This window comes from Paractinoplanes rishiriensis, from assembly GCF_016862375.1.
GTDB classification, from domain to species: domain Bacteria; phylum Actinomycetota; class Actinomycetes; order Mycobacteriales; family Micromonosporaceae; genus Actinoplanes; species Actinoplanes rishiriensis.
This window is the reverse complement of the sequence record NZ_BOMV01000057.1, coordinates 284,268-308,362: the sequence shown is the minus strand read 5'-3', so window position 1 is coordinate 308,362 and position 24,095 is coordinate 284,268. Positions and strand designations below refer to the sequence as shown.

19 protein-coding genes are annotated in these 24,095 nt (G+C 71.4%); 12 read left to right on the top strand and 7 right to left on the bottom strand.

The features are described 5' to 3' along the window. Window positions 1-57 precede the first annotated feature (57 nt). The 4 genes from Ari01nite_RS25875 to Ari01nite_RS25860 all read left to right on the top strand — a co-directional run bounded on the left by Ari01nite_RS25875 (window position 58) and on the right by Ari01nite_RS25860 (window position 3,413). Window positions 58-477 carry a hypothetical protein gene (locus Ari01nite_RS25875; RefSeq protein ID WP_203784750.1) on the top strand — a complete coding sequence of 140 codons (420 nt, stop codon included), beginning with the start codon at window positions 58-60 and terminating at the stop codon, window positions 475-477. A gap of 337 nt (window positions 478-814) precedes the next feature. Continuing rightward, complete coding sequence (gene modA, locus Ari01nite_RS25870) at window positions 815-1,582, top strand: molybdate ABC transporter substrate-binding protein (RefSeq protein WP_203784749.1); 768 nt, start codon at window positions 815-817, stop codon at window positions 1,580-1,582. Then, a complete protein-coding gene (locus Ari01nite_RS25865; RefSeq protein WP_203784748.1) occupies window positions 1,579-2,370 on the top strand; it encodes an ABC transporter permease in 792 nt (263 codons plus the stop codon). The genes modA and Ari01nite_RS25865 overlap by 4 nt, the downstream gene beginning before the upstream one ends. Beyond that, window positions 2,367-3,413 carry an ABC transporter ATP-binding protein gene (locus tag Ari01nite_RS25860; RefSeq protein WP_203784747.1) on the top strand — a complete coding sequence of 349 codons (1,047 nt, stop codon included), beginning with the start codon at window positions 2,367-2,369 and terminating at the stop codon, window positions 3,411-3,413. Before Ari01nite_RS25865 ends, Ari01nite_RS25860 begins: the two co-directional genes overlap by 4 nt. A gap of 16 nt (window positions 3,414-3,429) precedes the next feature. Here the strand turns inward: Ari01nite_RS25860 and Ari01nite_RS25855 are convergent, their stop codons facing one another. The 3 genes from Ari01nite_RS25855 to Ari01nite_RS25845 all read right to left on the bottom strand — a co-directional run bounded on the left by Ari01nite_RS25855 (window position 3,430) and on the right by Ari01nite_RS25845 (window position 5,885). Further along, window positions 3,430-4,011 (bottom strand): universal stress protein, encoded by a 582-nt coding sequence (locus Ari01nite_RS25855; RefSeq protein WP_239163020.1) that lies wholly within the window; start codon window positions 4,009-4,011, stop codon window positions 3,430-3,432. Between the two features lie 128 nt (window positions 4,012-4,139). Further along, entirely contained in the window at window positions 4,140-5,180 is a 1,041-nt protein-coding gene (locus Ari01nite_RS25850; RefSeq protein WP_203784746.1) for a DNA polymerase IV, read from the bottom strand. Between the two features lie 144 nt (window positions 5,181-5,324). Next, window positions 5,325-5,885, bottom strand: a complete 561-nt coding sequence (locus tag Ari01nite_RS25845; protein WP_203784745.1) for an HD domain-containing protein — start codon at window positions 5,883-5,885, stop codon at window positions 5,325-5,327. 149 nt (window positions 5,886-6,034) lie between these two features. Between Ari01nite_RS25845 and Ari01nite_RS25840 the strand changes: the two genes are divergently transcribed. Further along, entirely contained in the window at window positions 6,035-7,162 is a 1,128-nt protein-coding gene (locus Ari01nite_RS25840) for a serine hydrolase domain-containing protein (RefSeq protein ID WP_203784744.1), read from the top strand. Between the two features lie 308 nt (window positions 7,163-7,470). Here Ari01nite_RS25840 and Ari01nite_RS25835 read toward each other — a convergent pair whose 3' ends face one another. Beyond that, the gene (locus tag Ari01nite_RS25835) at window positions 7,471-8,550 is read right to left on the bottom strand and encodes a LacI family DNA-binding transcriptional regulator (protein WP_203784743.1); all 1,080 of its coding nucleotides are present in this window, start codon (window positions 8,548-8,550) and stop codon (window positions 7,471-7,473) included. Between the two features lie 157 nt (window positions 8,551-8,707). Here Ari01nite_RS25835 and Ari01nite_RS25830 point away from each other — a divergent pair, with 157 nt between their 5' ends. The 5 genes from Ari01nite_RS25830 to Ari01nite_RS25810 all read left to right on the top strand — a co-directional run bounded on the left by Ari01nite_RS25830 (window position 8,708) and on the right by Ari01nite_RS25810 (window position 16,260). Further along, on the top strand, window positions 8,708-10,675 hold the full coding sequence (locus Ari01nite_RS25830; RefSeq protein WP_203784742.1) for a beta-galactosidase: 1,968 nt from the start codon (window positions 8,708-8,710) through the stop codon (window positions 10,673-10,675). Continuing rightward, window positions 10,672-12,126: a Gfo/Idh/MocA family protein gene (locus Ari01nite_RS25825; protein ID WP_203784741.1), complete on the top strand. Its 1,455-nt coding sequence runs from the start codon at window positions 10,672-10,674 to the stop codon at window positions 12,124-12,126. The genes Ari01nite_RS25830 and Ari01nite_RS25825 overlap by 4 nt, the downstream gene beginning before the upstream one ends. A gap of 50 nt (window positions 12,127-12,176) precedes the next feature. Next, complete coding sequence (locus Ari01nite_RS25820) at window positions 12,177-14,144, top strand: right-handed parallel beta-helix repeat-containing protein (RefSeq protein ID WP_203784740.1); 1,968 nt, start codon at window positions 12,177-12,179, stop codon at window positions 14,142-14,144. 74 nt (window positions 14,145-14,218) lie between these two features. Beyond that, on the top strand, window positions 14,219-15,190 hold the full coding sequence (locus Ari01nite_RS25815; RefSeq protein ID WP_203784739.1) for an SMP-30/gluconolactonase/LRE family protein: 972 nt from the start codon (window positions 14,219-14,221) through the stop codon (window positions 15,188-15,190). A gap of 17 nt (window positions 15,191-15,207) precedes the next feature. Next, on the top strand, window positions 15,208-16,260 hold the full coding sequence (locus Ari01nite_RS25810) for a PQQ-dependent sugar dehydrogenase (RefSeq protein WP_203784738.1): 1,053 nt from the start codon (window positions 15,208-15,210) through the stop codon (window positions 16,258-16,260). On the opposite strand, the gene Ari01nite_RS25805 is transcribed toward Ari01nite_RS25810, so the two are convergent. Further along, window positions 16,261-16,722 (bottom strand): DUF1707 SHOCT-like domain-containing protein, encoded by a 462-nt coding sequence (locus Ari01nite_RS25805; RefSeq protein ID WP_203784737.1) that lies wholly within the window; start codon window positions 16,720-16,722, stop codon window positions 16,261-16,263. It lies immediately after the preceding gene. Window positions 16,723-16,894: 172 nt separating this feature from the next. Between Ari01nite_RS25805 and Ari01nite_RS50030 the strand changes: the two genes are divergently transcribed. Together Ari01nite_RS50030 and Ari01nite_RS25790 are read left to right on the top strand one after the other, a co-directional pair. Then, the gene (locus Ari01nite_RS50030) at window positions 16,895-18,352 is read left to right on the top strand and encodes a family 43 glycosylhydrolase (RefSeq protein WP_239163019.1); all 1,458 of its coding nucleotides are present in this window, start codon (window positions 16,895-16,897) and stop codon (window positions 18,350-18,352) included. 14 nt (window positions 18,353-18,366) lie between these two features. Further along, window positions 18,367-19,818: a family 43 glycosylhydrolase gene (locus Ari01nite_RS25790; protein ID WP_203784736.1), complete on the top strand. Its 1,452-nt coding sequence runs from the start codon at window positions 18,367-18,369 to the stop codon at window positions 19,816-19,818. Window positions 19,819-19,888: 70 nt separating this feature from the next. Here Ari01nite_RS25790 and Ari01nite_RS25785 read toward each other — a convergent pair whose 3' ends face one another. Beyond that, entirely contained in the window at window positions 19,889-22,411 is a 2,523-nt protein-coding gene (locus Ari01nite_RS25785) for a M14 family zinc carboxypeptidase (protein ID WP_203784735.1), read from the bottom strand. A 39-nt stretch (window positions 22,412-22,450) separates the two neighbouring features. Further along, window positions 22,451-24,076, bottom strand: coding sequence for a GGDEF domain-containing protein (locus Ari01nite_RS25780; RefSeq protein ID WP_203784734.1), 1,626 nt, complete (start codon window positions 24,074-24,076; stop codon window positions 22,451-22,453). Between the last annotated feature and the right edge of the window lie 19 nt (window positions 24,077-24,095).

The window sequence follows — 24,095 nt, the reverse complement described above, 5'->3', positions numbered from 1 at the left end:
GGGTAGCCGCCGCTTCATGTCAAGTTTCACTGTTTAAAAGGTACGAGTGAGGTGCCCATGCTCCGATCATCCCTCCGCCGGATCACCATCGTGGCAGCCGCCGTGCTGCTGTCCCTCCCGCTCGCCGCCGGCACCGCCTCGGCCGCTGCGGACACCACCCCGCCGACCGCGCCGCGCATCGGGTACGCCCAGGGCTTCCAGTGCCTGATGGTCATCATCGGCGCGAACCGCTCCACCGACAACGTGACACCCCAGCCGAACCTGCGGTACCAGGCGTTCGCCGACGGCCAGTCCATCGGCTTCCTCACCGATCAGGGCCACATCTCCGGCGCCTGGGGCGTGCTGCACGTCGTGAAGCCCGGCCCGAACACGATCACCGTCCGGGCGATCGACGCGGCCGGCAACCGGTCGGCGGCCAGCACCGGAGTCGGCGTGAACGGCTTCTACACGCCCGGCTGCACGCCGGGACATCTCTGATCCCATCGGCCCGTCACCCGGCAACGACATCCGCCGGATCATACGAAAAATCCCGGCGACCCGGAAAAGGGCCGCCGGGGGTTATTCCTCGTTCCGATCAGGGATTGATGGTGCTGCAGCGCCACCGCGACAGTGGCTTGTGGACGCGCTTCGCCGGATTCGATTCCGCTGTTTTCCGTTGCGCGGGCCGCCGCCGAGGACTTGAGCAAGAATCGCAAGGCAAAACGCCAGGCGAAAGGCGGTTGGGCGCGCTTGCGGCCCGTTGCCTCACCGCAGGGCCGAAGATGCGTCTGATCGGCGGGTTTCTGGCCGCATCTGCACGAACTAGAGTGGCGCCGTGGCACAACAACAGCTGAGGGCCCTCGCCGCCGCTCTCCTCACCGTCAGCCTGGCCGGGTGCGGGGCCGACCAGACGGAAGCCGCCGCCTCGAGCAACCCGGGCACCACCACGGTCACCGTCTTTGCCGCGGCCTCGCTGACCGAGTCCTTCACCACGATCGGCAAGCGGTTCGAGACGGCCAATCCGGGCACCACGGTCACGTTCAACTTCGCCGGGAGTTCGGCTCTCGCGACGCAGATCAATCAGGGCGCCCCGGCGGATGTATTTGCGTCCGCCGCGCCCAAGAACATGGCTGCCGTCACCGACGCCGCGGCGCCCGCCACATTCGTCAAGAATCAGCTCGTCATCGCGGTGGCCAAAGGCAATCCGAAAGGCATCACCGGACTCGCCGGCCTGACCGCGGCCGGCCTCAAGGTGGCCCTCTGCGCCGAAACCGTACCGTGCGGCGCCGCGGCCAGAACCGCCCTGGAAAAGGGCGGCGTCGAACTCATCCCGGTGACCCTCGAACAGGACGTCAAAGCGGCCCTCGCCAAGCTCAAGCTCGGTGAGGTCGACGCCGCGCTGGTCTACCGCACCGACGCCAAGGCCGCGTCCGCGGACGTCGACGCGGTGGAGTTTCCGGAATCCGCGCAGGCCGTCAACGACTATCCGATCGCGGTGCTGAACGGCGCCAAGAATCCGGCCGGCGCGCAGAAGTTCGTCGACTACGTGCTCTCGCCGGATGGTCTCGCGGTGCTCACCGAAGCCGGCTTCCAAAGCCCATGACCACCAGGAAAAGCGTGCCGGTGGCATTGCTGCTGCCGGCTATCGCCGGGGTGGTGTTTCTGACGCTGCCGTTGGTCGGGCTTTTAGCACGTACGCCGTGGGCGACGTTGCCGGAGCGACTGGCCGAACCCGAAGTGCTGGCGGCCCTGAAACTCTCCCTGCTCACCGCGACCCTGGCCACCGTGCTGTGCATTCTGCTGGGCGTGCCGCTGGCCTGGCTGCTCGCCCGCGTCAAGTTTCCCGGCCGGCGCCTGGTGCGCGCGCTGATCACGGTTCCCCTCGTGTTGCCGCCGGTGGTCGGTGGCATCGCGCTCCTTCTGGCGCTGGGCCGGCGCGGGCTGATCGGCTCGTGGCTCGACGAGACGTTCGGGATCACGTTGCCGTTCAGCACCGCGGGCGTGGTCGTCGCCGAGTCGTTCGTGGCCCTGCCGTTCCTGGTCATCGCCGTGGAGGGAGCGCTGCGTGGGGCCGACACCCGCTACGAGGAGGCCGCCGCCACGCTCGGCGCCAGCCGGCTTGTCACCTTCACCCATGTCACGTTGCCGCTGGTCGCCCCGGGCATCGCGGCCGGCGCGGTGCTGTGCTGGGCCCGGGCGCTGGGCGAGTTCGGCGCCACCATCACGTTCGCCGGAAACTTTCCGGGCATCACCCAGACGATGCCGCTCGCCGTGTACCAGACCATGGAGAGCGGCGACCTGGAAGGCGCCGTGGTGCTCAGCCTTATCCTGCTCGCCGTGTCCGTCACCATCCTCGTCGCGCTCCGCGACCGCTGGCTGACCGCGCCGTGAACGACCGGCTCCTGGACGCGCACCTCGTGGTGCGGCGCGACGCGTTCCGCCTCGACATCAGCCTGCGCATCGACCGGGGTGAGACGGTCGCCCTGCTCGGGCCCAACGGGGCCGGGAAGACCACCGCGCTCCGGGCGCTCGCCGGGCTCACCGCGCTCTCTGCGGGGTACCTCACCCTCGACGGCCGCGACCTCGGCCAGGTCCCGCCGGAGCGCCGGCCGATCGGCGTCGTCTTCCAGGACTACCTGCTGTTCCCGCACCTGAGCGCGCGCGACAACGTCGCCTTCGGGCCGCGCCGGCACGGGGCCGACCGGCGCAGCGCGCGCGCCGTCGCCGACCGCTGGCTGGAGCGCGTCGGGCTCGCCGAGTACGGGCGTCGCAAGCCGCGGCACCTGTCCGGCGGGCAGGCGCAGCGGGTCGCGCTCGCCCGGGCGCTCGCGGTCGACCCCGTACTGTTGCTGCTGGACGAGCCGCTCGCCGCGCTGGACGCCCGGACCCGCCTCGAAACCCGCGCCGAACTGGGCCGTCACCTCGCCGCGCACCCCGGCGCGGCCCTGCTGGTGACCCACGATCCGCTCGACGCGCTGGTGCTGGCCGACCGGCTCGTGATTATCGAAAGCGGTCAGATCGTGCAGGAGGGCGACGCCGCGACCATCACCGCCCGGCCGCGAACCGATTACGTCGCTCAACTAGTCGGGCTCAACCTCTACCGCGGACACGGCACCGGCCACGCCGTCGAGTTGGCGGGCGGGTTCACCCTGGCCACGACTGACATCGTACGCGGTGATGCTTTTGTGGCTTTTGCTCCTGCAGCGGTCGCCCTGCACCGGAGCCAGCCGGACGGCAGCCCGCGCAACGCCTGGAAAGCCGTGCTGGCCGACCTGCAGAGCCACGGTGACAACATGCGGATCAGGCTCGACGGCCCGATCTCGGTGGCCGCCGACGTCACGCCCGCGGCGGCCGCCCAGCTCCATCTCGAACCGGGCCAGGAGCTGTGGGTCGCGGTGAAGGCCGCCGAGACCCGCGCCTACCCCGCGACCTGACGGACGGCCCGCACGATCAGAACCGGACATTGGGCGTGGTGCAGCAGATGCAGCCCGGCCCGCGGCTGCCCACGATCACGAGCTGCGCCCGCTCCGAGGCGGTGACCAGCGCGGATGCCGCCGTCTCGTGGGTCAGCACCGGCTGCACCGGCACCTCCGGAAACCTCGCCCGCCACGGCGCCGGCTGCTCGGTCAACCCGGCCCGCTCCTGCCCCTCGGCGACCGCCGTGGCCACGTCACCCAGCCACAGCGGCGCCTCGGGCAGATAGGACCGCACCACGAACAGCCCGGTGTCGCGCCCGGCCGCCGCTTCGAACGCCGCCCGGCGAACGATGTCGGCACCCGGCGAATCGTCCACGCCCGCGACGACCGGACCCTCGTCGCGCCCGCGCACCACGACCACCGGCCCCGCCGCATGGGTGGCGACCCGCCGGCTGACCGACCCGAGCAGCAGGCTCCCGAGCCCGCCGCGCCCCCGGCTGCCCAGCACGGTGAGCTCGGCGTGCGCCGACTCCTCGAGCAGTCGCGCCGCGGCGTTGCCGATCAGCGGGTTGCCCTCGACCTCCAGGTCGCCGGCCACCGCACGGGCCTCGTGCACCGCGCCCGCGATGATGCCCTCGGCCTGCGTCCGGGCCAGCTCCAGGTAGTCCCGGCTCAGGTCGTACCGCGCCCCGCGCCACTCCCAGTCTCCCGCGCACGGGTTCCGGCCGGCAGGGTCGGAGGGCCTCAGTCGACGTGCAGGTCAGCGCGGACGCCCAGCAGGCGAACCGGGCGTTTCAGCTCGAACTTGGTCAGCACCTCGCGGGCTGCGGCGGCGATCACGTCGGGGTCGGTGGTGGGGCCGCCGCGGAGTTTGGCCTCGCGGGTCTGGGTGAAGAAGGTGGACGAGCGGACCTTCACGCCGACCCGGATCACCTGGCGGCCGGCGGCGGCCACCTCGGCGGTCAGCGCGCGGGCCAGGGTGGTCAACTGGGTCTCGACGTCGGCGCGGTCGGTGAGGTCGTGCGGGAACGTGACCTCCTTGCTGCGCGACTTCGCCACCCACGGCTCGGTGACGATCTCGGTGTCGCCGCCGCCACGGGCGATCACGGTGAGCCACCGGGCGGCCCGGGGCGGGAAGCGTTCCTGGAGCCGGTCCGGGCCGGCGGCGGCCAGGTCGGCCACGGTGGGCAGGCCGAGTTCGTCGAGCTTCCGCACGGTCTTCGGGCCGACGCCCCACAGGTCGCCGGCCGGGCGCGCGCCCATCAGCGGCATCCAGGTCTCGTCGGTCACGGTGGCGATGCCGGTCGGGTCCTGCTTGGCGAACCGGGCCGCGATCTTGGCCTGGTTCTTGTTGCGGCCGATGCCGACCGCGCAGGTCAGGCCGGTCTGGTCGAGGATCGCGGACTTGAGCTCGGCGGCCAGCCGCTGCGGGTCGTCGACGTCGCCGCCCACGAACGCCTCGTCCAGGCCCCACACCTCGAGGCGTACCGGAAAACCGCGCAGCGCCGCCATCACCCGGGCCGACGCCTGCTCGTAGGCAGGCATGTCGGTGGGCAGGAACACTGTGTCGGGACACTTGCGCGCGGCGAGCCGCAGCGGCATTCCCGACCGTACGCCGAACGCACGGGCCTCCCGGGAAGCCGTGGCGACCACAGTACGCGCCTGCGCCGGGTCGCCGGAGCCACCCACCACGACCGGCCGGCCCCGCAGCTCAGGGCGGCGCAGCACCTCGACCGACGCGAAGAACTGGTCGAGGTCGACGTGCAGCACCCAGACGCCGGCCACCGAACCAGTATGGTTCGGTGGCCGGACTCGGGTGATCAGTTCGGGAGGAGCTGCTCGTTCACCGTGGTCAGCAACCGGTCATTGGCGCGCAGCGTGCGGCCGGTAGGCCACTGTGGAGTTGTTGCCGGCGGTGTCACCCCGCATTCAGGCGGCGGGCACCAGCCGGGCCAGCGCGAGCCGGTCCTCGACCCGCAGCACCGCGGCGCGCAGCAGTGGCGCCCGCTCGTGATGCGCGGCCGCGTGCGGCGACCCGGTCCCGTGCCGGTGCAGCATGTCGGCCAGTCGGTCCTCGAACGTCATCACCACGCCGTCGGGCCCGACGGTCTGATCGGCGTACACCAGCGCGTCGGCGGTCGGCGAACTCTCCTGCGGGAACTCGGCCAGCTGATCGGCCAGACCGCGGCACCGGGCCACGCACATCGCACCGGAGTGATGAGCAACCAAACCCGTTATCCGGTACGACCAGCCGGCGGCCCGGACATGCCGGGCACCGTCCAGCGGGTGGAAGCCGGTGTCCCGCAGCGGCGCCGCGTAGCCGACGTCGTGCAGCCAGGCGGCCGCCACCAGCACCGCACCGTCACCGGCCGGCAGAGTCCCGATCAGGCTCTCCGCCCGCCGCGCCACACCGACCGTGTGCCGCCAGCGTTCCGGTAGGTCCGCCAGGAGAAACCTGGCAAGGTCGCGGGCCGCCCCGACGCCGTCCATGGCGTCACCTTAGCCAGCCGTGGCCGAACAGCAGGTGAACGAGAGATGGCCAGCTTGCGGTTTCCCGCCACCCGACCGGGGGTTAACCCCACCCGAGAACGGGGGCTCACCGGATGGAGCCAACCGGCACCCCTCAATAGCGTCAAAGCATGCATATTCAACTAGGCAAATGGGGCGTCGTCGTCGCGACCACGGCCGCGCTGCTGGCCGGATCGGTGGCGCCGGCGGTGGCCGCCGGCCGGTCCACGCTCCAGACCGGCGTCGACGACCTGCACGCCCTCGGCATCACCGGGGTGCAGGGGCTGACCCGGGTGGACGACCGCACGGTCCGTGCCCGGGCCGGCGCGGTACCGCTCAACGGCTACTTCCGGATGGGCAGCAACACCAAGACCTTCACGGCCGTGGTCGTGCTGCAACTGGCCGGCGAGGGGCGCCTGTCACTGGACGACACCGTCGAGCGGTGGTTGCCGGGCGCGGTGGCCGGCAACGGCAACGACGGCCGCCGGATCACCGTCCGGCAGTTGCTCCAGCACACCAGCGGCCTGTTCAACTACACCAACGACCTGGCCGGCCTGGCGTCGTACGAGGCGTTCCGGGCGCACCGGTTCGACCACTACGACCCCGCCGACCTGGTGGCGATCGCGATGAAGCACCCGCCCACCTTCGCACCCGGCACCAGCTGGGACTACTCCAACACCAACTTCATCCTGGCCGGGATGGTGATCGAACGGGTGACCGGCCGCCCGTGGGACGCCGAGGTGCGCGACCGCATCCTCCGCCCGCTCGGCCTGCGGCACACCTCGTCGCCCGGTGACCGGCCCACCCTGCCCCGCCCGCACGCCCGGGGCTACCACCAGTGGGAGCCGGGCGGCCCGCTGACCGACACCACCGAGTTCAACACGTCCGTCGCGGGCGCAGCCGGCAACCTGGTCACCACCCCGGCCGACCTGTCCCGCTTCTGGCAGGCGCTGCAGCGCGGCGAACTGCTGCGGCCGCGGCAGATGGCCGACCTGCACCGGACCGTCCTGGCCGAGACGTTCCAGGACTACATCCCCGGCGCGCGCTACGGGCTCGGCATCATGTTCGTGCCGAACCGCTGCGGCGGCTACTGGTCACACGGCGGCGACATGCCCGGCATGAGCACCGCAAACGGCGTAAGCCCGGACGGCACCCGGGTGGCGGTGCTGGCCCTGAGCACCCAGCTGGCCGACCCGCAGCCCGCGCAGGCCGTCCAGAAACGCACGCTACGCCTGATCGACGACGCACTCTGCGGCTAACCACAGCCCGTCACCCGCGCGGCCCCGCGGAGGGGCCGCGCATGGGTGCGTTGGGGCCAGCGGGCCTGGTCCTGCCGCCGTTCCACCGCTGCCCGCCCGATGTGGACACCGACACCACCCGAGCCCGGTGGTCCGCGTCGCCGTGGCCGCACGGGCCGCGCAATCTCCTTGCACCTCCGAGGATCCTGGATCGCGGGAAGATCATCCACTTCTCGGGACGGCCGCTGCGTTGCGGATCCGGTGCCGGCAGGCGACGCAGGATCCGCGGCGGGCGTGAGCGGAGTCGCGCGGACTCGACCCGGGGCTGTCTAGCGGGCCGGTGCCGGGCCGGTCGACTCGCGCCACTTCACGGTGGTGACGGGTCGGCCGCGCTCCGGTGCGGCGGTGCCGGTCAGGGTGGCCAGCAGGGTGGTCACCGCGTGGCGGCCCAGCAGGTCGTGGTCGACGCGGACGGTGGTCAGCGCGGGGGTCATGGCGGCGGCTACCGGGTTGTCGTCCCAGCCGGTGACGCTCAGGTCGCCGGGGACCGACCAGCCGCGGCGGACGGCGCCGGACATCGCGGCCACGGCCAGGATGTCGTTGGCGGCGATCACGGCGGTGGCGGGACGGTCGGCGGGCAGGTCGAGGACGGCCTGGCGGGCCGGGTCGGTGCGCCAGCCGCAGTCGGCTACGCCGGCCGGCTCGAGGCCGAGGCGGTCGATCGTCGCCAGGAAGACGTCGCGGCGGCAGCGGGCCGAGGTGTGCGCGTAGTCGCCGGCCAGGTGCAGGAAGCGGCGGTGGCCCCGGTCGGCGAGCCCGACGATCAGCTCCTCGATCGCGGACGCGTCGGCCAGCTCGCCGATGCCGCGCATGTTTTCGTCGTAGTGCGGGCTGACCACGACCGGGGTGCCGGTGTCGGTGCGGGTGGCGTCGGCGGGCAGCGGGGTGAACGACACGATCGCCTCGAAGAAGCCCGAGTCGGCCAGTTCGCGGACCCGGTCGGCGCGGGTGGCGGCCGGGCCGTCCAGGGTGACCACCTCGACCGCGTAGCCGGCTTCGTGCGCCACGGCGGTCGCCCCGGCCAGCACTTCGAGCGAGCTGATCGCGGTGCCGGGCGGCAGCAGCAGGGCCAGCCGGCCGGTGCGGCGGTTGCGCATCGCGCGGGCCACCAGGTTGGGCCGGTAGTCTAGCTGGGCGATAGCCTGGCCGATGCGCTGCTGGATGGCCTCGTTGACGGTGCTGTCCAGCCGCAGGTAACGCGACACGGTCTGGTGCGACACCCCGGCCAGCCGCGCCACCTCGCGGATGGTGGGCCGCCGCCGGCGCGCCCGCTCCACTCCGACGGCGGCAGCCGGCCGGGAGGACTGATCCACCCCGACGGCGGCAGCCGGCCGGGAGGGCTGATCCACCCCGGGAGCCGAAGCCGGCCGGGAGGGCCGGCCCGTTTCGCCGGGGGGAGTGGGCCGGGGCGACTGGGGCATGCGGTCATCTTGACACACCCGGCAAGTGACCGTTCACTTAAGTCGTTTCAAGCCGCCGTTCGGGCGGAGAGTGAACGGTCACGCAGTGAGGGAGCACATGTTTTACGGCGGCGACTACAACCCGGAGCAGTGGGGGCCGGAGGTGTGGGCCGAGGACGTGCGGCTGATGCGTGAGGCCCGGGTCAACCTGGTCACGGTCGGCGTCTTTGCCTGGTCGGCGCTGGAACCCTCGGACGGCACGTTCGACTTCGGCTGGCTGGACGCGGTCATGGATCTGCTGGCCGGCAACGACATCGCGGTCAGCCTGGCCACCCCGAACGCGTCGCCGCCGCCCTGGCTGGCCGAGGCGCACCCGGAGTCGCTGATGGTGGGCCGGGACGGTACCCGGGTCGGCGTCGGCAGCCGCGGGCACTTCTGCCCGTCGGCGCCGGCCTACCGGGACCGCAGCCTGCGCTTCGCGCGTACGCTCGCCGGCCGGTACGCCTCGCACCCGGCGCTGGCGCTCTGGCACGTCGGCAACGAGTATCACGCCGAGTGTTTCTGCGATCTCTGCGACGAGCGGTTCCGGCAGTGGCTCCGGGACCGGTACGGGACGCTGGACGAGCTCAACGACCGCTGGGGCACCCTGATGTGGGGCCAGCGCTACAGCGACTGGTCGCAGGTGCATCTGCCGCGGCCGGTGCGCGGGCGGGTCAACCCGGCCCGCGAGCTCGACTTCTCCCGGTTCAACTCGGACGTACAGCTGGATCTTTACAAAGCGGAACGGGACGCGCTGCGCGAGGCCACCCCGGATCTCCCGATCACCACGAACCTGATGCAGTACTTCCGGCTCAACGACTACCGGAAGTGGGCGCCCGAGCTGGATGTGATCGCGTACGACTCGTACCCGGACCCGGCGCAACCGGCCGCTCTCGCCGACGCCGCACTGCAGTACGACCTGATGCGGACGCTCGGCGGCGGCGCGCCCTGGCTGCTGATGGAACAGGCCGCCGGCGCGGTGAGCCAGTGGCCGCTCAACCTCGTGAAGCCGCCCGGCCGGATGCGGCTCGGCTCGTACCAGGCCGTCGCGCGCGGCTCGGACGCGGTCATGTTCTTCCAGTGGCGGGCCTCGCGCTACGGCCAGGAGAAGTTCCATTCGGCGATGCTGCCGCACAGTGGACGCTCCTCGCGTACCTGGAAAGAGGTCTCCGCCCTCGGCGCCGAGCTTGCGGCGCTCGACCGGATCAGCGGCGCGCGCACCGAGGCCCGGGTCGCCATCGTCTGGGACTGGCCCAACTGGTGGGCGGTCGAGGGCTGCTACCACCCGCGGCACGACTTCAGCTATAAGGACACCGTCACGGCGCAATACCGCGCTCTCTGGCGGCGCAACGTCCCGGTCGACGTCGTCTCGCTCGATGACGACCTGAGCGGCTACCGGGCGCTGATAATTCCTAACCAGTACGCGATCACCGACGCGCAACGGGCGGCCGTGCGCGCCTTCGCCGAAGGCGGCGGACACGTGCTGATCTCTTTCTTCTCCGGCATCGTCGACGAGAACGACCGCGTCCACCCGGACGGCTACCCGGGCGGTCTGCGCGATGTGATCGGCGGCCACGTCCGGGACTTCTCCCCCATGCCGGACGGCGCCACGGTCGAGGTCGACGGCTTCGGCACCGGCTCGTGCTGGCAGGACGACCTGGTCGCCGAGACCGCGAAGCCGCTCGCCGCGTACCCGGACGGCCGGCCCGCGATCCTCGACCACGCGCTCGGCGCCGGCAGCGTCGTCTACCTCGGCACCCGGCTGGACGAGGCCGGGTTCGACCGGGTGCTCGGCACCGTGCTGGACCGCGCCGCGGCCGGCCCCGCGCATCCCGCACCGGACGGCGTCGAGGCCGCCGTCCGGCAGACCGCCACGCACCGCTACCTGTTCCTGCTCAACCACACCGACAGCCCGGTCACGGTACGGCTCGACCGGGCCGGCCACGACCTCCTCACCGGCCGCGACCACCGGGCCGGTGACCCGCTCCCGCTCGACGCCGCCGGCGTCGCCGTACTCGAACAGGATCTTTCATGAGCACCGCCGACCAGAACCCGACCGCCCCGCGCCCGGCCGCCAGCCGCAACGTGACCGCCGGCGACGGCGTGATCCCCCAGTTCCGTGAGCCCGGACCGGACCGGCCGCGGCGCCGCTACGCCATCGCCGGCACCGGGCACCGCGCCGGCATGTACGTCGGCGCACTCCGGGGTGAGCACGCCGACGTCGGCGAGATCGTCGCCTGGCTCGACCCCAACCCGGGCCGGATCGACTACTACGACCAGCAGGCCGGGCCGGGTCTGGCCCGGTACACGCCGGACGCGCTGGAGAAGATGGTCGCCGAGTCCGCGGTCGACGTCGTCATCGTCACCAGCCCCGACCACACCCACGCCGACCTGGTCGAGCGGTCGCTGCGGGCCGGCGCGGACGTGGTGGTGGAGAAGCCGCTCACCACCACGCTGGACGGCTGCCGCCGGATCACCGCGGCCATCGCCGAGACCGGCCGCGACGTGGTGATGACCTTCAATTACCGGTACGCGCCGCGCAACTCGACGCTGCGCGAGGTGATCGCGTCCGGCGAGATCGGCCGGGTCACCGGCGTGCACTTCGAGTGGGCGCTGGACACCGTGCACGGCGCCGACTACTTCCGGCGCTGGCACCGGGACAAGGCCAACTCCGGCGGTCTGCTGGTGCACAAGTCCAGTCACCACTTCGACCTGGTCAACTGGTGGCTCAACGACATTCCAGCAAGGGTGTACGCGTCGGCGGCGCTGCGCTTCTACGGCGACGAGAACGCTGCCGCCCGCGGCCTGGGCGAGCGACCGGCCCGCGGCACCGGGGTGGAGGGCGATCCGTTCGCGCTCGACCTGCGCCGCGATCCCCGGCTAGAGGCCCTGTACCTGAACGCCGAGCAGCACGACGGCTATGTGCGCGACCAGGACCCGTTCGCGCCCGGTGTGACCATCGAGGACAACATGGCGGTCCTGGTCGACTACCGCGGCGGCGCGACGCTGACGTATTCGCTGAACGCGCACAGCCCGTGGGAGGGCTACCGGGTGACGGTGAACGGCACCGCGGGCCGGGCCGAGCTGGAGGTGGTCGAGCGCGGCCACATCACCCTGGACGCGGACGGCAACGTGGTGCTCGACCCGTCGGCGACCGCGGTGTCCAGCGCGGACCGGGTGCGTCCCGAGGGCGACCGGCTGGTGGTGCAGCGGCACTGGCAGCCGGCCGGGCGGGTGACCATCCCGGCCGGCATCGGCGGCCACGGCGGCGGCGACGCGATCCTGCTGAAGGACGTCTTCCGGCGCGACCTGCGGATCGGCGGGGACCCGCTGGCCCGGGCGGCCGGATGTGTGGACGGGCTGCGGGCGGTCGCGGTGGGCATCGCCGCCAACCAGTCGCTGGTGTCGGGCCAGCCGGTGCTGATCGACGAGTTCGGCCTCGACCTGGGTCCGGTTTCTGCCCATCTGGCCAGCCCGAGAGATTGATTTCCGGCAGTAATTGCCGCACCGTGGCCGGACCCGAGCACAATTGACCCATGACTAGCGTCTTCCACGTAGCGACCAGCGGCTCCGACGACGCCGACGGCTCGGCGGAGCGGCCGTTCCGGACCATCAACCGGGCGGCCGCTCTGGCCGGGCCCGGTGACACCGTGACGGTGCACGCCGGCGAATATAGGGAGTGGGTCAAACCCCGCCGCGGCGGCCTCAGCGACAGCCGCCGCATCACATACCAGGCGGCCCCCGGCGAGCACGTCGTGATCAAGGGTTCCGAGCGGGTGACCGGCTGGACCACGGTCGGCGGCACGGTGTGGACCGTAACCGTCCCGAACGCGCTGTTCGGCTCGTTCAACCCGTTCGGCGAGGAGATCGCCGGCGACTGGATCGTCTATCGTCCCGGCACCCCGGCCCGCAAGCACCTCGGCGACGTCTATCTCAACGGGGTGAGTTTCTACGAGGTGCACAGCGCCGACGAGGTCGCCGACCCACCGGCCCGCAAGGAGATGGTCGACGACTGGACCGGCGTCACCGTCGGAGTCGAGCACCCGGCGCAGACCCAGCTGGTCTGGCACGCCGAGGTGGGCGCGACCGAGACGACGCTGTGGGCCAACTTCCAGGGCTTCGACCCGAACGCCGAGCTCGTCGAGATCAACGTACGGCGTTCGGTCTTCTACCCCGAGGTGCCGCACCTCGACTACATCACAGTCCGCGGCTTCGAACTGTGCCAGGCGGCCTGCCCGTGGACGCCGCCGACCGCCGACCAGCCCGGCCTGATCGGGCCGAACTGGGCCAAGGGCTGGATCATCGAGGACAACCACATCCACGACGCGAAATGCTCGGCGATCTCGCTCGGCAAGGAGGCCTCGACCGGGCACAACTACGCCACCGAACGCGGCGACAAACCCGGCTACCAATATCAGCTGGAGTCGGTGTTCGCGGCCCGCCAGATCGGCTGGGACGCCGAGCACATCGGGTCGCACGTGGTCCGGCGCAACACCATCCACGACTGCGGGCAGAACGGCATCGTCGGCCACCTGGGCTGCGTGTTCTCCACTATCGAGGACAACCACATCTACCGGATCGCCACCAAGCGCGAGTTCTACGGATACGAGATCGGCGGCATCAAGCTGCACGCGGCCATCGACGTCGAGATCCGGCACAACCGCATCCACGACTGCACGCTGGGCACCTGGCTGGACTGGCAGACCCAGGGCACCCGGGTGTCCCGCAACGTGTTCTACCGCAACAACCGCGACCTGTTCATCGAGGTGAGCCACGGCCCGTACCTGGTCGAGCACAACATCCTCGCCTCGCCGGCCGCGCTCGAGCTGTTCAGCCAGGGCGGCGCGTTCGTGCACAACCTGATCGGCGGCACGGTCCGGCTCGAGACCGTCCGCGACCGGGCCACGCCCTACCACCGCCCGCACAGCACGCAGGTCGCCGGCTACGCGGTGATCGAGGGCGGGGACGACCGGTGGGTGGGCAACCTCTTCATCGGCGGGGACTCCGGTACCGCGTACGGGAAAAAAGCCGAAGGAAAGACGCCCCCGCTCGCCGGCACCGCGGGTTATGACGGCTACCCGGCCTCCTTCGAGGAGTACCTGGACCGCATCGAGGCCCGGCCGCCGGGCGACCACCAGCGCTTCCTCGGGCTGGAGCAGGCTGTGTACGCGCGCGGCAACGTCTACGCCGCGGGAGCCCGGCCGTTCGCGGGTGAGCGGGACCCGCTGGTGCTGGACGCCGCGACCGCCACGATCGTCGAGGAGGGCGACGCCGTGTACCTGACGACGCAGTTGCCGGAGGCGTTCGACGACCGGCACCTCGACCCGGTAACCGGCCGTGACCTGGAGCGGGTCCGGTTCGCCGACGCCGAGTTCGAGGAGCGCGACGGCAGCCCCGCGGTGATGGACGTCGACCTGATCGGCGCCGCCAAGACCGACGGCCCGTTCCCGGCCGGTCCGCTCGCCGGCCTCGGCGCGGGACGGGACCGTACCCGCCTCTGGTGATCTCCGATTTGACACCCTCGGCCGGCCATAGAGAATGACAGGCGTCGATATTGGCTGGCCGAGGGGTGTCCGGGATGAGATTGCGCACCGCCGGGATCGTGACCGCAGCGACCGCACTGCTGGTCGCCGGAGCCGTCCGGCTGGGGACCGCGGGCTCCGCAGCCGCCGCCGAGTGCACGGGCGACCCACTTCCCAGCCCCACGGTGGCGGCCCAGCCGCTGCGCACCGGCTTCACCTTCACCGAGGGCCCGACCTGGGTCGCCGACCCGGGCGTCCTGCTGTTCTCGGACATGCAGAACCCGTCCGGCGCCGAGGGCGTCCAGGCGTCCACGATCTGGCGGTTCACGCCGCCGGCCACGTTCGAGGAGTTCATCCCGGACGCCGGCAGCAACGGGCTCGCGGTCGACGGCGACCGGATCGTCGCGGCCACGCACGACCAGCGCAGCCTGTCCACGTACGCGCTCAGCGATCGCAGCCGCGGCGTGCTGGCGGCCGGCTTCCAGGGCCGCAAGTTCAATTCGCCGAACGACGTGACGATCGCCGCGGACGGCACGATCTACTTCACCGACCCGAACTTCCAGCGCGCCAACCGCCCCGACGAGCAGTCCGGGGTCACCGGCGTCTACCGGCTGCGCAACGGCGTGGTCGACCTGATCGACGGCACGGTGGCGCAGCCGAACGGCATCGCGCTGTCCCCCGACGGCACGACCCTGTACGTCGGTGGGCTGGCCAGCAACCAGATCTTCGCCTATCCGGTGCAGGCCGACGGCAGCGTCGGACCGCGCCGCAACTTCGCCCGGCTGACCAGCCCCGACGGCGTCGGCATCGACTGCGCCGGCAACCTCTACTGGGCCTCGTACAACGACGGCCGGGTGCACGTCATCACGCCCGGGGGCACCGAGATCGGCTCCATCACGGCGGGCCGCAACACCACGAACGTCGCCTTCGGCGGCCCTCTCGGCAAAACCTTGTTTATCACCTCGGGCACTTCGGGCAATTTCGGGATCTACAGCGTCGAGCTCCCCCTCGCCGGGCATCCGTACTGACGAACTAGGGAGAACGAATGCGCAAGCTCATCGCGGTGGCCGCGGCTGCCGCCCTGACCTTCACCGGCGTCAGCGTCGCCTCGGCCGCCGCGCCTGGCGACTTCGACTTCTCGGCGCCGCAGACCCTGGCCACCGGCCTCGCCGTGCCGTGGGGCCTGGCGTTCCTGCCGGACGGCAGCGCCCTGGTCTCGGAACGCAGCAGCGCGCGGGTCCTGCAGGTCACCGCCGACGGCACGGTCACTCCCCTGTTCACCCTGCCCGGCGTGGTGGTCGACTTCGAGGACGGCCTGCTCGGACTGGCGGTCTCCCCCGACTACGCGACCGACAATTACGTGTACGCGTTCTACAAGTCCAGCACCGACGACCGGATCGTCCGCTTCCGCCTGGACACGCCGGATCAGCAGGAGCCGGTCCTCACCGGCCTGAGCACGGCCCCGATGCACAACGGCGGCCGGATCGCGTTCGGCCCCGACGGCAAACTTTATGCCGGGGTCGGCGACGCCACGGTCACCGCCAACTCGCAGAGCATGACCAGCAACAACGGCAAAATCCTGCGGATGAACGCGGACGGCACCGTCCCCGACGACAACCCGTTCCCCGGCTCGCTGATCTACAGCCTCGGCCACCGCAACGTGCAGGGCCTGGCCTGGGACGCGCAGGGCCGGCTGTGGGCCACCGAGTTCGGCCAGAGCACCTGGGACGAGATCAACCTGATCCGGGCCGGCGCGAACTACGGCTGGCCCACCGTCGAGGGCACGTCGACCGACGCCCGCTTCACCAACCCGATCCTGCAGTGGCGCCCCGCCGACGCCTCCCCGAGCGGCGCCGCGATCGCCGGCGACAACCTGTTCGTGGCGTCCCTGCGCGGCCAGCGCCTGTGGCAGGTCCCGCTGGCCGGCGACGGCACCCTGGGCACCGGCGTGGCCCAGTTGCAGCGCACCTACGGCCGCCTGCGCACGGTCGCGGTGGCTCCGGACGGCCACCTGTGGGTGATGACCAGCATGCGCGACGGCAAGCTGACCCCCGGCCCCACCGACGACCGCATCCTGCGGTTCCCGCCCGCCGCCTAGCTAGGTGCTGAAGAGCAGCAGCAGGAAGCTGAAGAAGCCGATCGGGACGACGCCCAGCATCATGCCGCCGATGACGGCGTTGCGGTCGAAGCGGGAGTTGTCGCCGACGCCCAGCGCGAACGCGCCGAGCACCAGCGCGGCGCCGCCGAGCACGCCGGCCCACGGCGACGAGAAGGTGACCGGCACGGCGGCGGCGCCCAGGCTCAGCACGGTCAGCGAACGCACCCGGGCCAGCCCGGCATGGGTCATCTCCTCGACCGGGGCGGGCTCCTGGTACACCGGCTCGGGCAGGTCGTCGACGACCTGCTCGAGTTCGGCCCAGGTCACGGCGGCGTAGGCCTCGGCCATCCGTTCGTCGAGTTCGTCCAGGCTGAGCCGGCCCTCGACGGCAGCCTGCTGCAGCTCCGCCACGATCGCGTCACGGTCGGCGTCCGACACCCGCATCCGGCTCACGTCCGTCATCCGATGAAGGGTACTTAATTCGATGCTTGTGGGCACGAGTGGCCTTGACCTGGCGTGAGTTAGCGTTAACACTGCCTCTGCATAGATAGATGTGGATAGCCACCGCGTCGCGCTCTTGGCGTCGTGGGAACAGCTTGCGGACCGGCGGCTCCCAACTCGGAGGGAGTTCCGTGTGAAAGTGCGTGCAACCAGGCGCCGGGCGCTGCTGGCCGGCGCCGTGGCGGTCACCGCGGCCGCGGGTGCCGGAGTGGCGGTCGCCGTCGCGTCGGCCGCCGCCGCCGGATGCAGCGTGGTCTACAGTGTCGGCTCGCAGTGGAACAGCGGGTTCACCGGCAACGTGGCGGTCACCAACCTCGGTGACCCGCTCGACGGGTGGACGCTGACCTGGTCGTATGGCGCCGGCCAGACCGTACAGCAGGCCTGGAACGCGAGCGTGACGCAGAGCGGGGCGCAGGTTACCGCGACGAACGCCAGCTGGAACCGGGGTCTCGGCACCAACGCGACGACCTCGTTCGGCTTCAACGGCTCGTGGACCGGCAGCAACCCGGCGCCGACGTCGTTCGCGCTGAACGGCGTGGCCTGCACCGGAGCAACGGCACCGACGACGGCCCCGACCACGGCGCCGCCGACGACAACGCCGACCACGGCCCCGCCGACGACGGCTCCCACAACGGCCCCCCCGACCACGCCGCCGACCACCACCCCGCCCACGGCGAACCCGGTCGCCACCCCGACCGTGCCGCCCGCGTCCTACCCCGGACCGGGCCCGGTCACCGGCGCCGTCGGCACCCACGACCCGACGATCGTGAAGACGTCGGGCGGCACCTACATCGTGGCCCAGACCGGTAACAACATCCCGCTGTCCACCTCGACGGACCGGACCGCGTTCCGGGCCGCGGGCACCGTCTTCCCCAACGGCGCCTCGTGGACCACCCCGTACACCGGCGGCAGCAGCAACCTGTGGGCACCGCACATCTCGTTCCGCAACAACCAGTACTACCTGTACTACTCGGCCTCGACCTTCGGCTCCAACCGGTCCGCGATCTTCCTCGCCACCAGCCCCACCGGCGCCAGCGGCTCCTGGACCAACCAGGGCCTGGTCATCGAGTCGCAGACCTCGGACAACTTCAACGCCATCGACCCGGACCTGTTCGTCGACGACGCCGGCCGGTGGTGGCTGAACTTCGGCTCGTTCTGGTCCGGCCTCAAACAGGTCGCGATCAACCCGGCCACCGGAAAGCGTTCGGACACTACGATCCGCGCCATCGCCGGCCGTAACGGCGGCGCCATCGAGGCACCGACCATGTTCAAACACGGCAACTACTACTACCTGTGGGTCTCGTTCGACCGCTGCTGCGCCGGCGCCGACTCCACCTACCGCATCATGGTCGGCCGCTCGACCAGCCCGAACGGCCCGTTCGTCGACCGCAACGGCACCGCCATGAACTCCGGCGGCGGCACCGAGGTCCTCGCCGGCCGCGGCAGCATCCACGGCCCGGGACACCAACACGTGTTCGCCGACACCGACGCCGAAGTCCTCACCTACCACTACTACACCGACAGCGGCGCCTCCCGGCTGGGCATCAACCTGATCGGGTACGACACGGCCGGCTGGCCGTTCGCCTACTGAGAGTGGATTCCCCCATGACCAATCCCCAAGTTCTGCGCCGCTGGCTCGCGGCCGGCGCGGTCGGCGCGGTAGCCGCCGGCGCCGGCGTGATCGCCGCGGTGACCGCGAACGCGGCCGCGGCGGGCTGTTCGGCCCGCTACACGGTCACGTCCCAGTGGAGCGGCGGCTTCACCGCCGACGTCAGCGTCACCAACCTCGGCGACGCGCTCAACGGCTGGTCGCTGACCTGGAGCTTCGGCGCCGGGCAGACCGTCAACCAGGGCTGGAACGCGACCATCACTCAGTCCGGCGCGGCGGTGACCGCGGCCAACGCCTCCTGGAACGGCGGCCTGGCCACCAACGGCACCACGACGTTCGGTTTCAACGGCAGCAACAGCGGCTCGACCAACCCGGTCCCGACGTCGTTCGCCCTCAACGGGGTGGCCTGCACCGGCACGGCGGCCCCGACCACCGCGCCGACGACCGCGCCGACCACCGCCCCGACCATCGCGCCCACCACGGCTCCGACGACGCCGCCGACGGCCAACCCGACCGCGACGTTCACGAATCCGATCAAGCGCAACGGCCCGGACCCGTGGCTGCAGTACCACAACGGCTTCTACTACCTGGCCACCACGACCTGGAACTCGACCATCACCATGCGCCGGTCGGCCACCCTGGCCGGGCTGGCGAACGCGACCGACCAGGTGATCTTCAACCTGTCCAGCCGGCCGAACGGCTGCTGCAACATGTGGGCGCCGGAGTTCCACCTGCTCAACGGCCGCTGGTACTTCTACTACACCGCCGGACAGAACGTCTCCGACTACAACCCCACCCAACGCCTGCACGTCCTCGAGTCCGCCGGCACCGACCCGATGGGCCCCTACACCTTCAAAGCCGACCTCGGTAACGACTGGTCGCTCGACGCCAGCGTGCTGCAGGTCAACGGCAACCTCTATTTGATGGCCACGTACGGCGGGGACGGCGCGGGACAGTCCAACTTCATCCAGCGGATGTCGAACCCGTGGACGCTGTCCGGCTCCCGGGTCCGGTTCATCTCACCGACGCTGTCCTGGGAACGCCAGACCGCACCGGTCGCCGAAGGACCCGAGCCGCTCTACCACAACGGCAAGGTCATGGTGGTCTACTCGGGATCGGCCTGCTGGGGACCGGACTACAAGCTGGGCCTGGTGACCCTGACCGGCACCGACCCGATGAACCCGAGCCACTGGACCAAGAAGTCCACCCCGGTCTTCGAACGCAACGACGCCAACAGCGTCTACGCACCCGGCCACAACGGCTTCTTCAAATCCCCCGACGGCACCGAAGACTGGATCGTCTACCACGCCAACAGCAGCGCCTCCGGCGGCTGCGACATGAACCGCTCCACCCGCGCCCAGAAGTTCACCTGGAACGCGGACGGCACGCCGAACTTCGGCACACCGGCCCGGCTGGGTACGGCCCTGACCGCACCCTCCGGCGAGTAATCACGAGGGACGCAAGAAGGAACGGGCGCGCCGGCAATTGGCGCGCCCGTTCTGTCTGTTGCGGCAGCGACTACGGCGCGGACCAGTAGATGGCCCGCGCGAACTGCGCGTACAACCCCTTGGGGTGGGCCCGGAACAGCGGCTCGGTGCCGAACAGCACCGCCTTCCCGCCGCGGGCCGTCGCCCCGGAGACCACCGAGGCCTGGCCGGCCGCCTGCTCCGGCCCGCCCACGCCGGCCGCGTTCGGCACCCAGTGCCCCGCGACCAGCGGATCGGCCGCGTAGCGCTGCTCCACGGTGAAACCGGACCCGGTGAACCAGATCGGCGAGTAGACGAACGAGTGCGGCAGCGAGCCGGCACCGACCACCGCGCCGGTGTTCTGCACCGACACCACGCCGTTGGCGTCGCCGCGGCCGAGGACCGCGGTGGCCGGCAGCAGCCCGGCGGCCGTGTTGAAGGCCGCGCCGGTGCCGCCCCGGGTCACCACTCCCCCGCCGGCCAGCAGGCGGTCGACCGCGGCCTTCGCGGTGGCGTTCAACCCGAGGTAGGACAGGCCCGACGAGACCAGCAGCACGTCCACACCGGACAGATCGGCGCCCGCGTTCAGCAGGGCGGTGGACACGGTACGGACCTCGAAGCCCATGTCCCGGAGGGCGAACAGTTCGTCGGCGGACACCGCGGCGGCCAGCACCGGCTTCTCGAACGGGGTGCGCGGCACACCGCGGGGCGCCGGCTCAAAACGTACGCCGAACTGCTGGGAAACCGCCTTGGCCGAGGCGCGCCCCGCGGCCGGAACCACGACGGTGGCCGCGGATGTGCGGCTCAGCGGGACACCGAGGTCGGCCAGCGCATTGACGGCCCGGATGTCGGCCGCGTCGCGCAGGGTCAGCGCCAGATCGCCACGACCGCTGGGCACAAAACCGGTGCCGGCAGCCACGGTCACCGGACGTGTGGACACCCGCGGAGCTGCCGAGCGGCTGATGTCGACCGAGGCGCCCCAGAGCAGCCGGTGACTCCAACCCGAGATGTCATACATCTGCGGCACCAGCTCGGAGATGTCCCGGCCGGCCTCGAGCAGCACGTTGGCCAGACCGCGCTTCGGCTGGTGCATGTCCACGACGTAGGAGCCGGCCGGGTAACGCCGGCCGTTCAGGGTGAAGTCGCGGCGGGCCTGGGTCACCCGCACATCGTGCGACACCAGGTGGTCAACCAGGCGAGCGGCGGCGGGGGCGGAGCGCTGGGCCGGACCCACCGGGATCACGTACGCCCGCGGGAACTCGGTCGAATAGCGGTCCTCGGGCCCGAAGCCGTCCACGAAGCCGTCCGGGATCTGCGGCGACGGCGCGCCCGCCCAGCCCTGGCGGAACTGCTCGATCTGGTCGGCCAGCAGCGTGGCCCGGTTGGTGTCGGAGTAGCGCAGGGCGGCCTCGATGGTCGCCTCGGCCACGTCGGTGTTCAGCGCGGACCGGCGGCGCAGTTCCTCGACCGGCAGGTTGTCGTAGTCGGCCCGGTTGACCCGCAGCGGGATCTCCACGGTGTGCCCGATCGCGCCCTGGTACATCGCGTACATCGGGGTGAAGATCGGCGGCCAGTCGTCCCAGTCACCCGGCGCGTAGTCGCGGAACGGGATGTCGGCCCGCGCGGTCTCCGGCTTGCCGAGCGCCTGGATCGCGGCCTCCATGCCGAGCGTGTTCGGCAGCGCGTGCTTGATGTAGAGGTCGTACTCGTAGTTCTGGCCGTGCGGCGGGGTGGCCGGCTCGATCAGCGTGGTGCCGGTGTAACCGTGCTCGTCGAGCATCACGAACGGCTGGGTCGCGATCACCACGTCCCGTACCGCCCGCGACTCGGGCTGCGAGCTGGTGGCGTGGTCGCGGTTGATGTCGAAGCCGGCGCCGTTGGCCCGGGTGCCGGCGATCCGGCCGTCCGGGTTGTTGGTCACGGTCACGTACACCCGGCTGCGGCGCAGAAACGCGGCGGTCGCGGCGTCGGTGGCGGTGGCCAGCCGCTCGATGACCCGCAGCGAGCCGTCGGTGCCCTCCCACTCGTCGCCGTGGATGTTCGCGTTGATCCAGACCGGCGTCTTGTAGCCCTTCGCGAGCGCGCGGTCCCGCTTCGCGGCGGCCGGGTCGTCCTCGATCTGTTCGCGCCAGCGGTCCTGCCGGGCGCTCTCGGCCGCGGACTCCGGCGCGGTCAGGGTCACCAGGTAGAGCTCGCGGCCCAGCGCGGACTGCCCCACGACCTCGGCCGACACCCGCTGCGAGGCGTCCTGCAGCGCGTTCAGCCGCGGCGCGATGCCGTGGTACGGCACCAGGCCCAGCTTGATCGACCGGTCGTCCGGGTTGACCGGGTATTCCCGCAGGTCGTTCTGCCTCGGGTAGCCCCGGCGCGGCGGCGTCCAGCGGGTGTCCGGCGCCGCCAGCGTGGTCAGGGTGCCACCCTCGGGAATGGTTGCGGCTATCTCGTTGCGCTCCGGGCCGTTGCCGAAGTCGCGGGTGGACGGCTCGGCGGGCGGGGCCGCCGACACCGGGGTCACGAGCAGGCCGGCGCCGAGCAGCGCCGCGGACAGTCCGGTCACCGTGCGAAACAGATTCACCAGCCCACCCTGGTCCAGGATGGAGCCGCGTGCAACGACTTACCGGGATACCGACTCAGTCATCGCACCCGCCGCGCTCAGCCCCTTGCGCTCCAGGTCGGCGATCCGGCTGCGCAGCCGGTCGAGCTCGGCGAGCTCGTCGGTGGACAGGCCGGGCATCGGGGTGGGCTCGGGGACCGAGTCCGGGTCGATGTCCATGCTCAGGTCATAGAGGTACGCGTTGCCCGCGCTGTGCTGCTTGGCCCGGTACATCGCGACGTCCGCCCGGCGCAGCAACTCGTGCCCGGTCAGCGGCTCGCCGTCGCCGTTGATGCTGACGCCGATGCTCGCGCCGACCAGCACCTCGTGATCGGCCACCGTGAACGGCTCGACGCAGGTGGCGATGATCGTGTCGGCGACCCGCAGCGCGGACATCGCGTCGGTGACGTCCGGCAGCACCACCGCGAACTCGTCGCCGCCCAGCCGGCCCACCGTGTCGCCAGTGCTCACGCAGGACCCCAGCCGGGCGCCGAACGCGGTCAGCAGTTCGTCGCCGGCCGCGTGCCCGTACTTGTCGTTGATCGGCTTGAAGCCGTTGAGGTCGATCAGCAGCACCGCGGTGGGTCGCGAGGTGCGCTTGGTGCGCTCGACCGCCCGGTGCAGCATGTCGTGCAGGAAGATCCGGCTGGCCAGCCCCGTGAGGGCGTCGCGGACCACGAAGTGGTGGTTCTCGCGCAGCGCGAAGATCTGCCGGGCGGCCACCGCGCCGGTCATCACCAGCGCGCCGCCGATCATGCCGGCCCACAGGCCCGCTTCCCGGCCGAATGCCGCCGCGACCAGGCAGCTGTAACCAAGACCCAGGGCCACGTACGGGACCAGCGCCGGTCGCCGGGTGTTCGGGCCGGCCACCGTCTCGGCGTCGGTCCGGCCGGCGTTGCGCACCTGCACCGCCATGCCGAGCACCAGCAGGTAGGTGCCGCCCTGGAGGACCAGGTCGAGCGGGACGCCCGGCATGGTCCCGCCCTGGACCATGAGGTAGGCCACCCAGACCACGCCGACCGCGATGACGGCCTGCCCGCTCAGGATGATCGCCAGCGGGTGCCGCACCGAGGTGATGCCGGCCCGCAGCAGCACCGCGGAGGCCACGAAGATCAGCAGCAGGTGTTCGATCGGCTGGGCGATGGTGAACGCGTGCCGGGTGTCCCAGTCGCTGCCCACCACCGGGGCGAGCACCAGGAACCACAGCGGGATGAAGCCGCCGCCGCACACGGTCGCCATGTCCAGCCCGAACCGGATCCGCTCGGAACCGGACATCCTGCGCACCGGGAACGACAGCAGCGCGAGCAGCGTCGGGATGCCCGCCGCCACCCACAGCATCGCGCCCGGGATCATCATCGTCATGTCCTGGTGCGCCGGGTCGCGGAACGCCGCCATCATGAAGGTCGCCGAGGCCAGAAGCAGCATCCAGTACGCCGCGAAGAACTTCCACGGGCGGCGCTGCCGGGCCGGCACGCCGCGCTGGAAGGCGGCCCAGAGCGTCACACTCAGGCCGATCACGTTGGCGACGAGGCCGAGAATCCACTTACGGGCCTCGTAATCCGCGCTGCCGCTCATGGCGAGCAGGAGCGCCGAGTTCAGCCCCAGCAACACCAGCGGCCACACCGGCAACCAGCCACGTCGCCCCATCGGGTGTCTCCTCAACCTC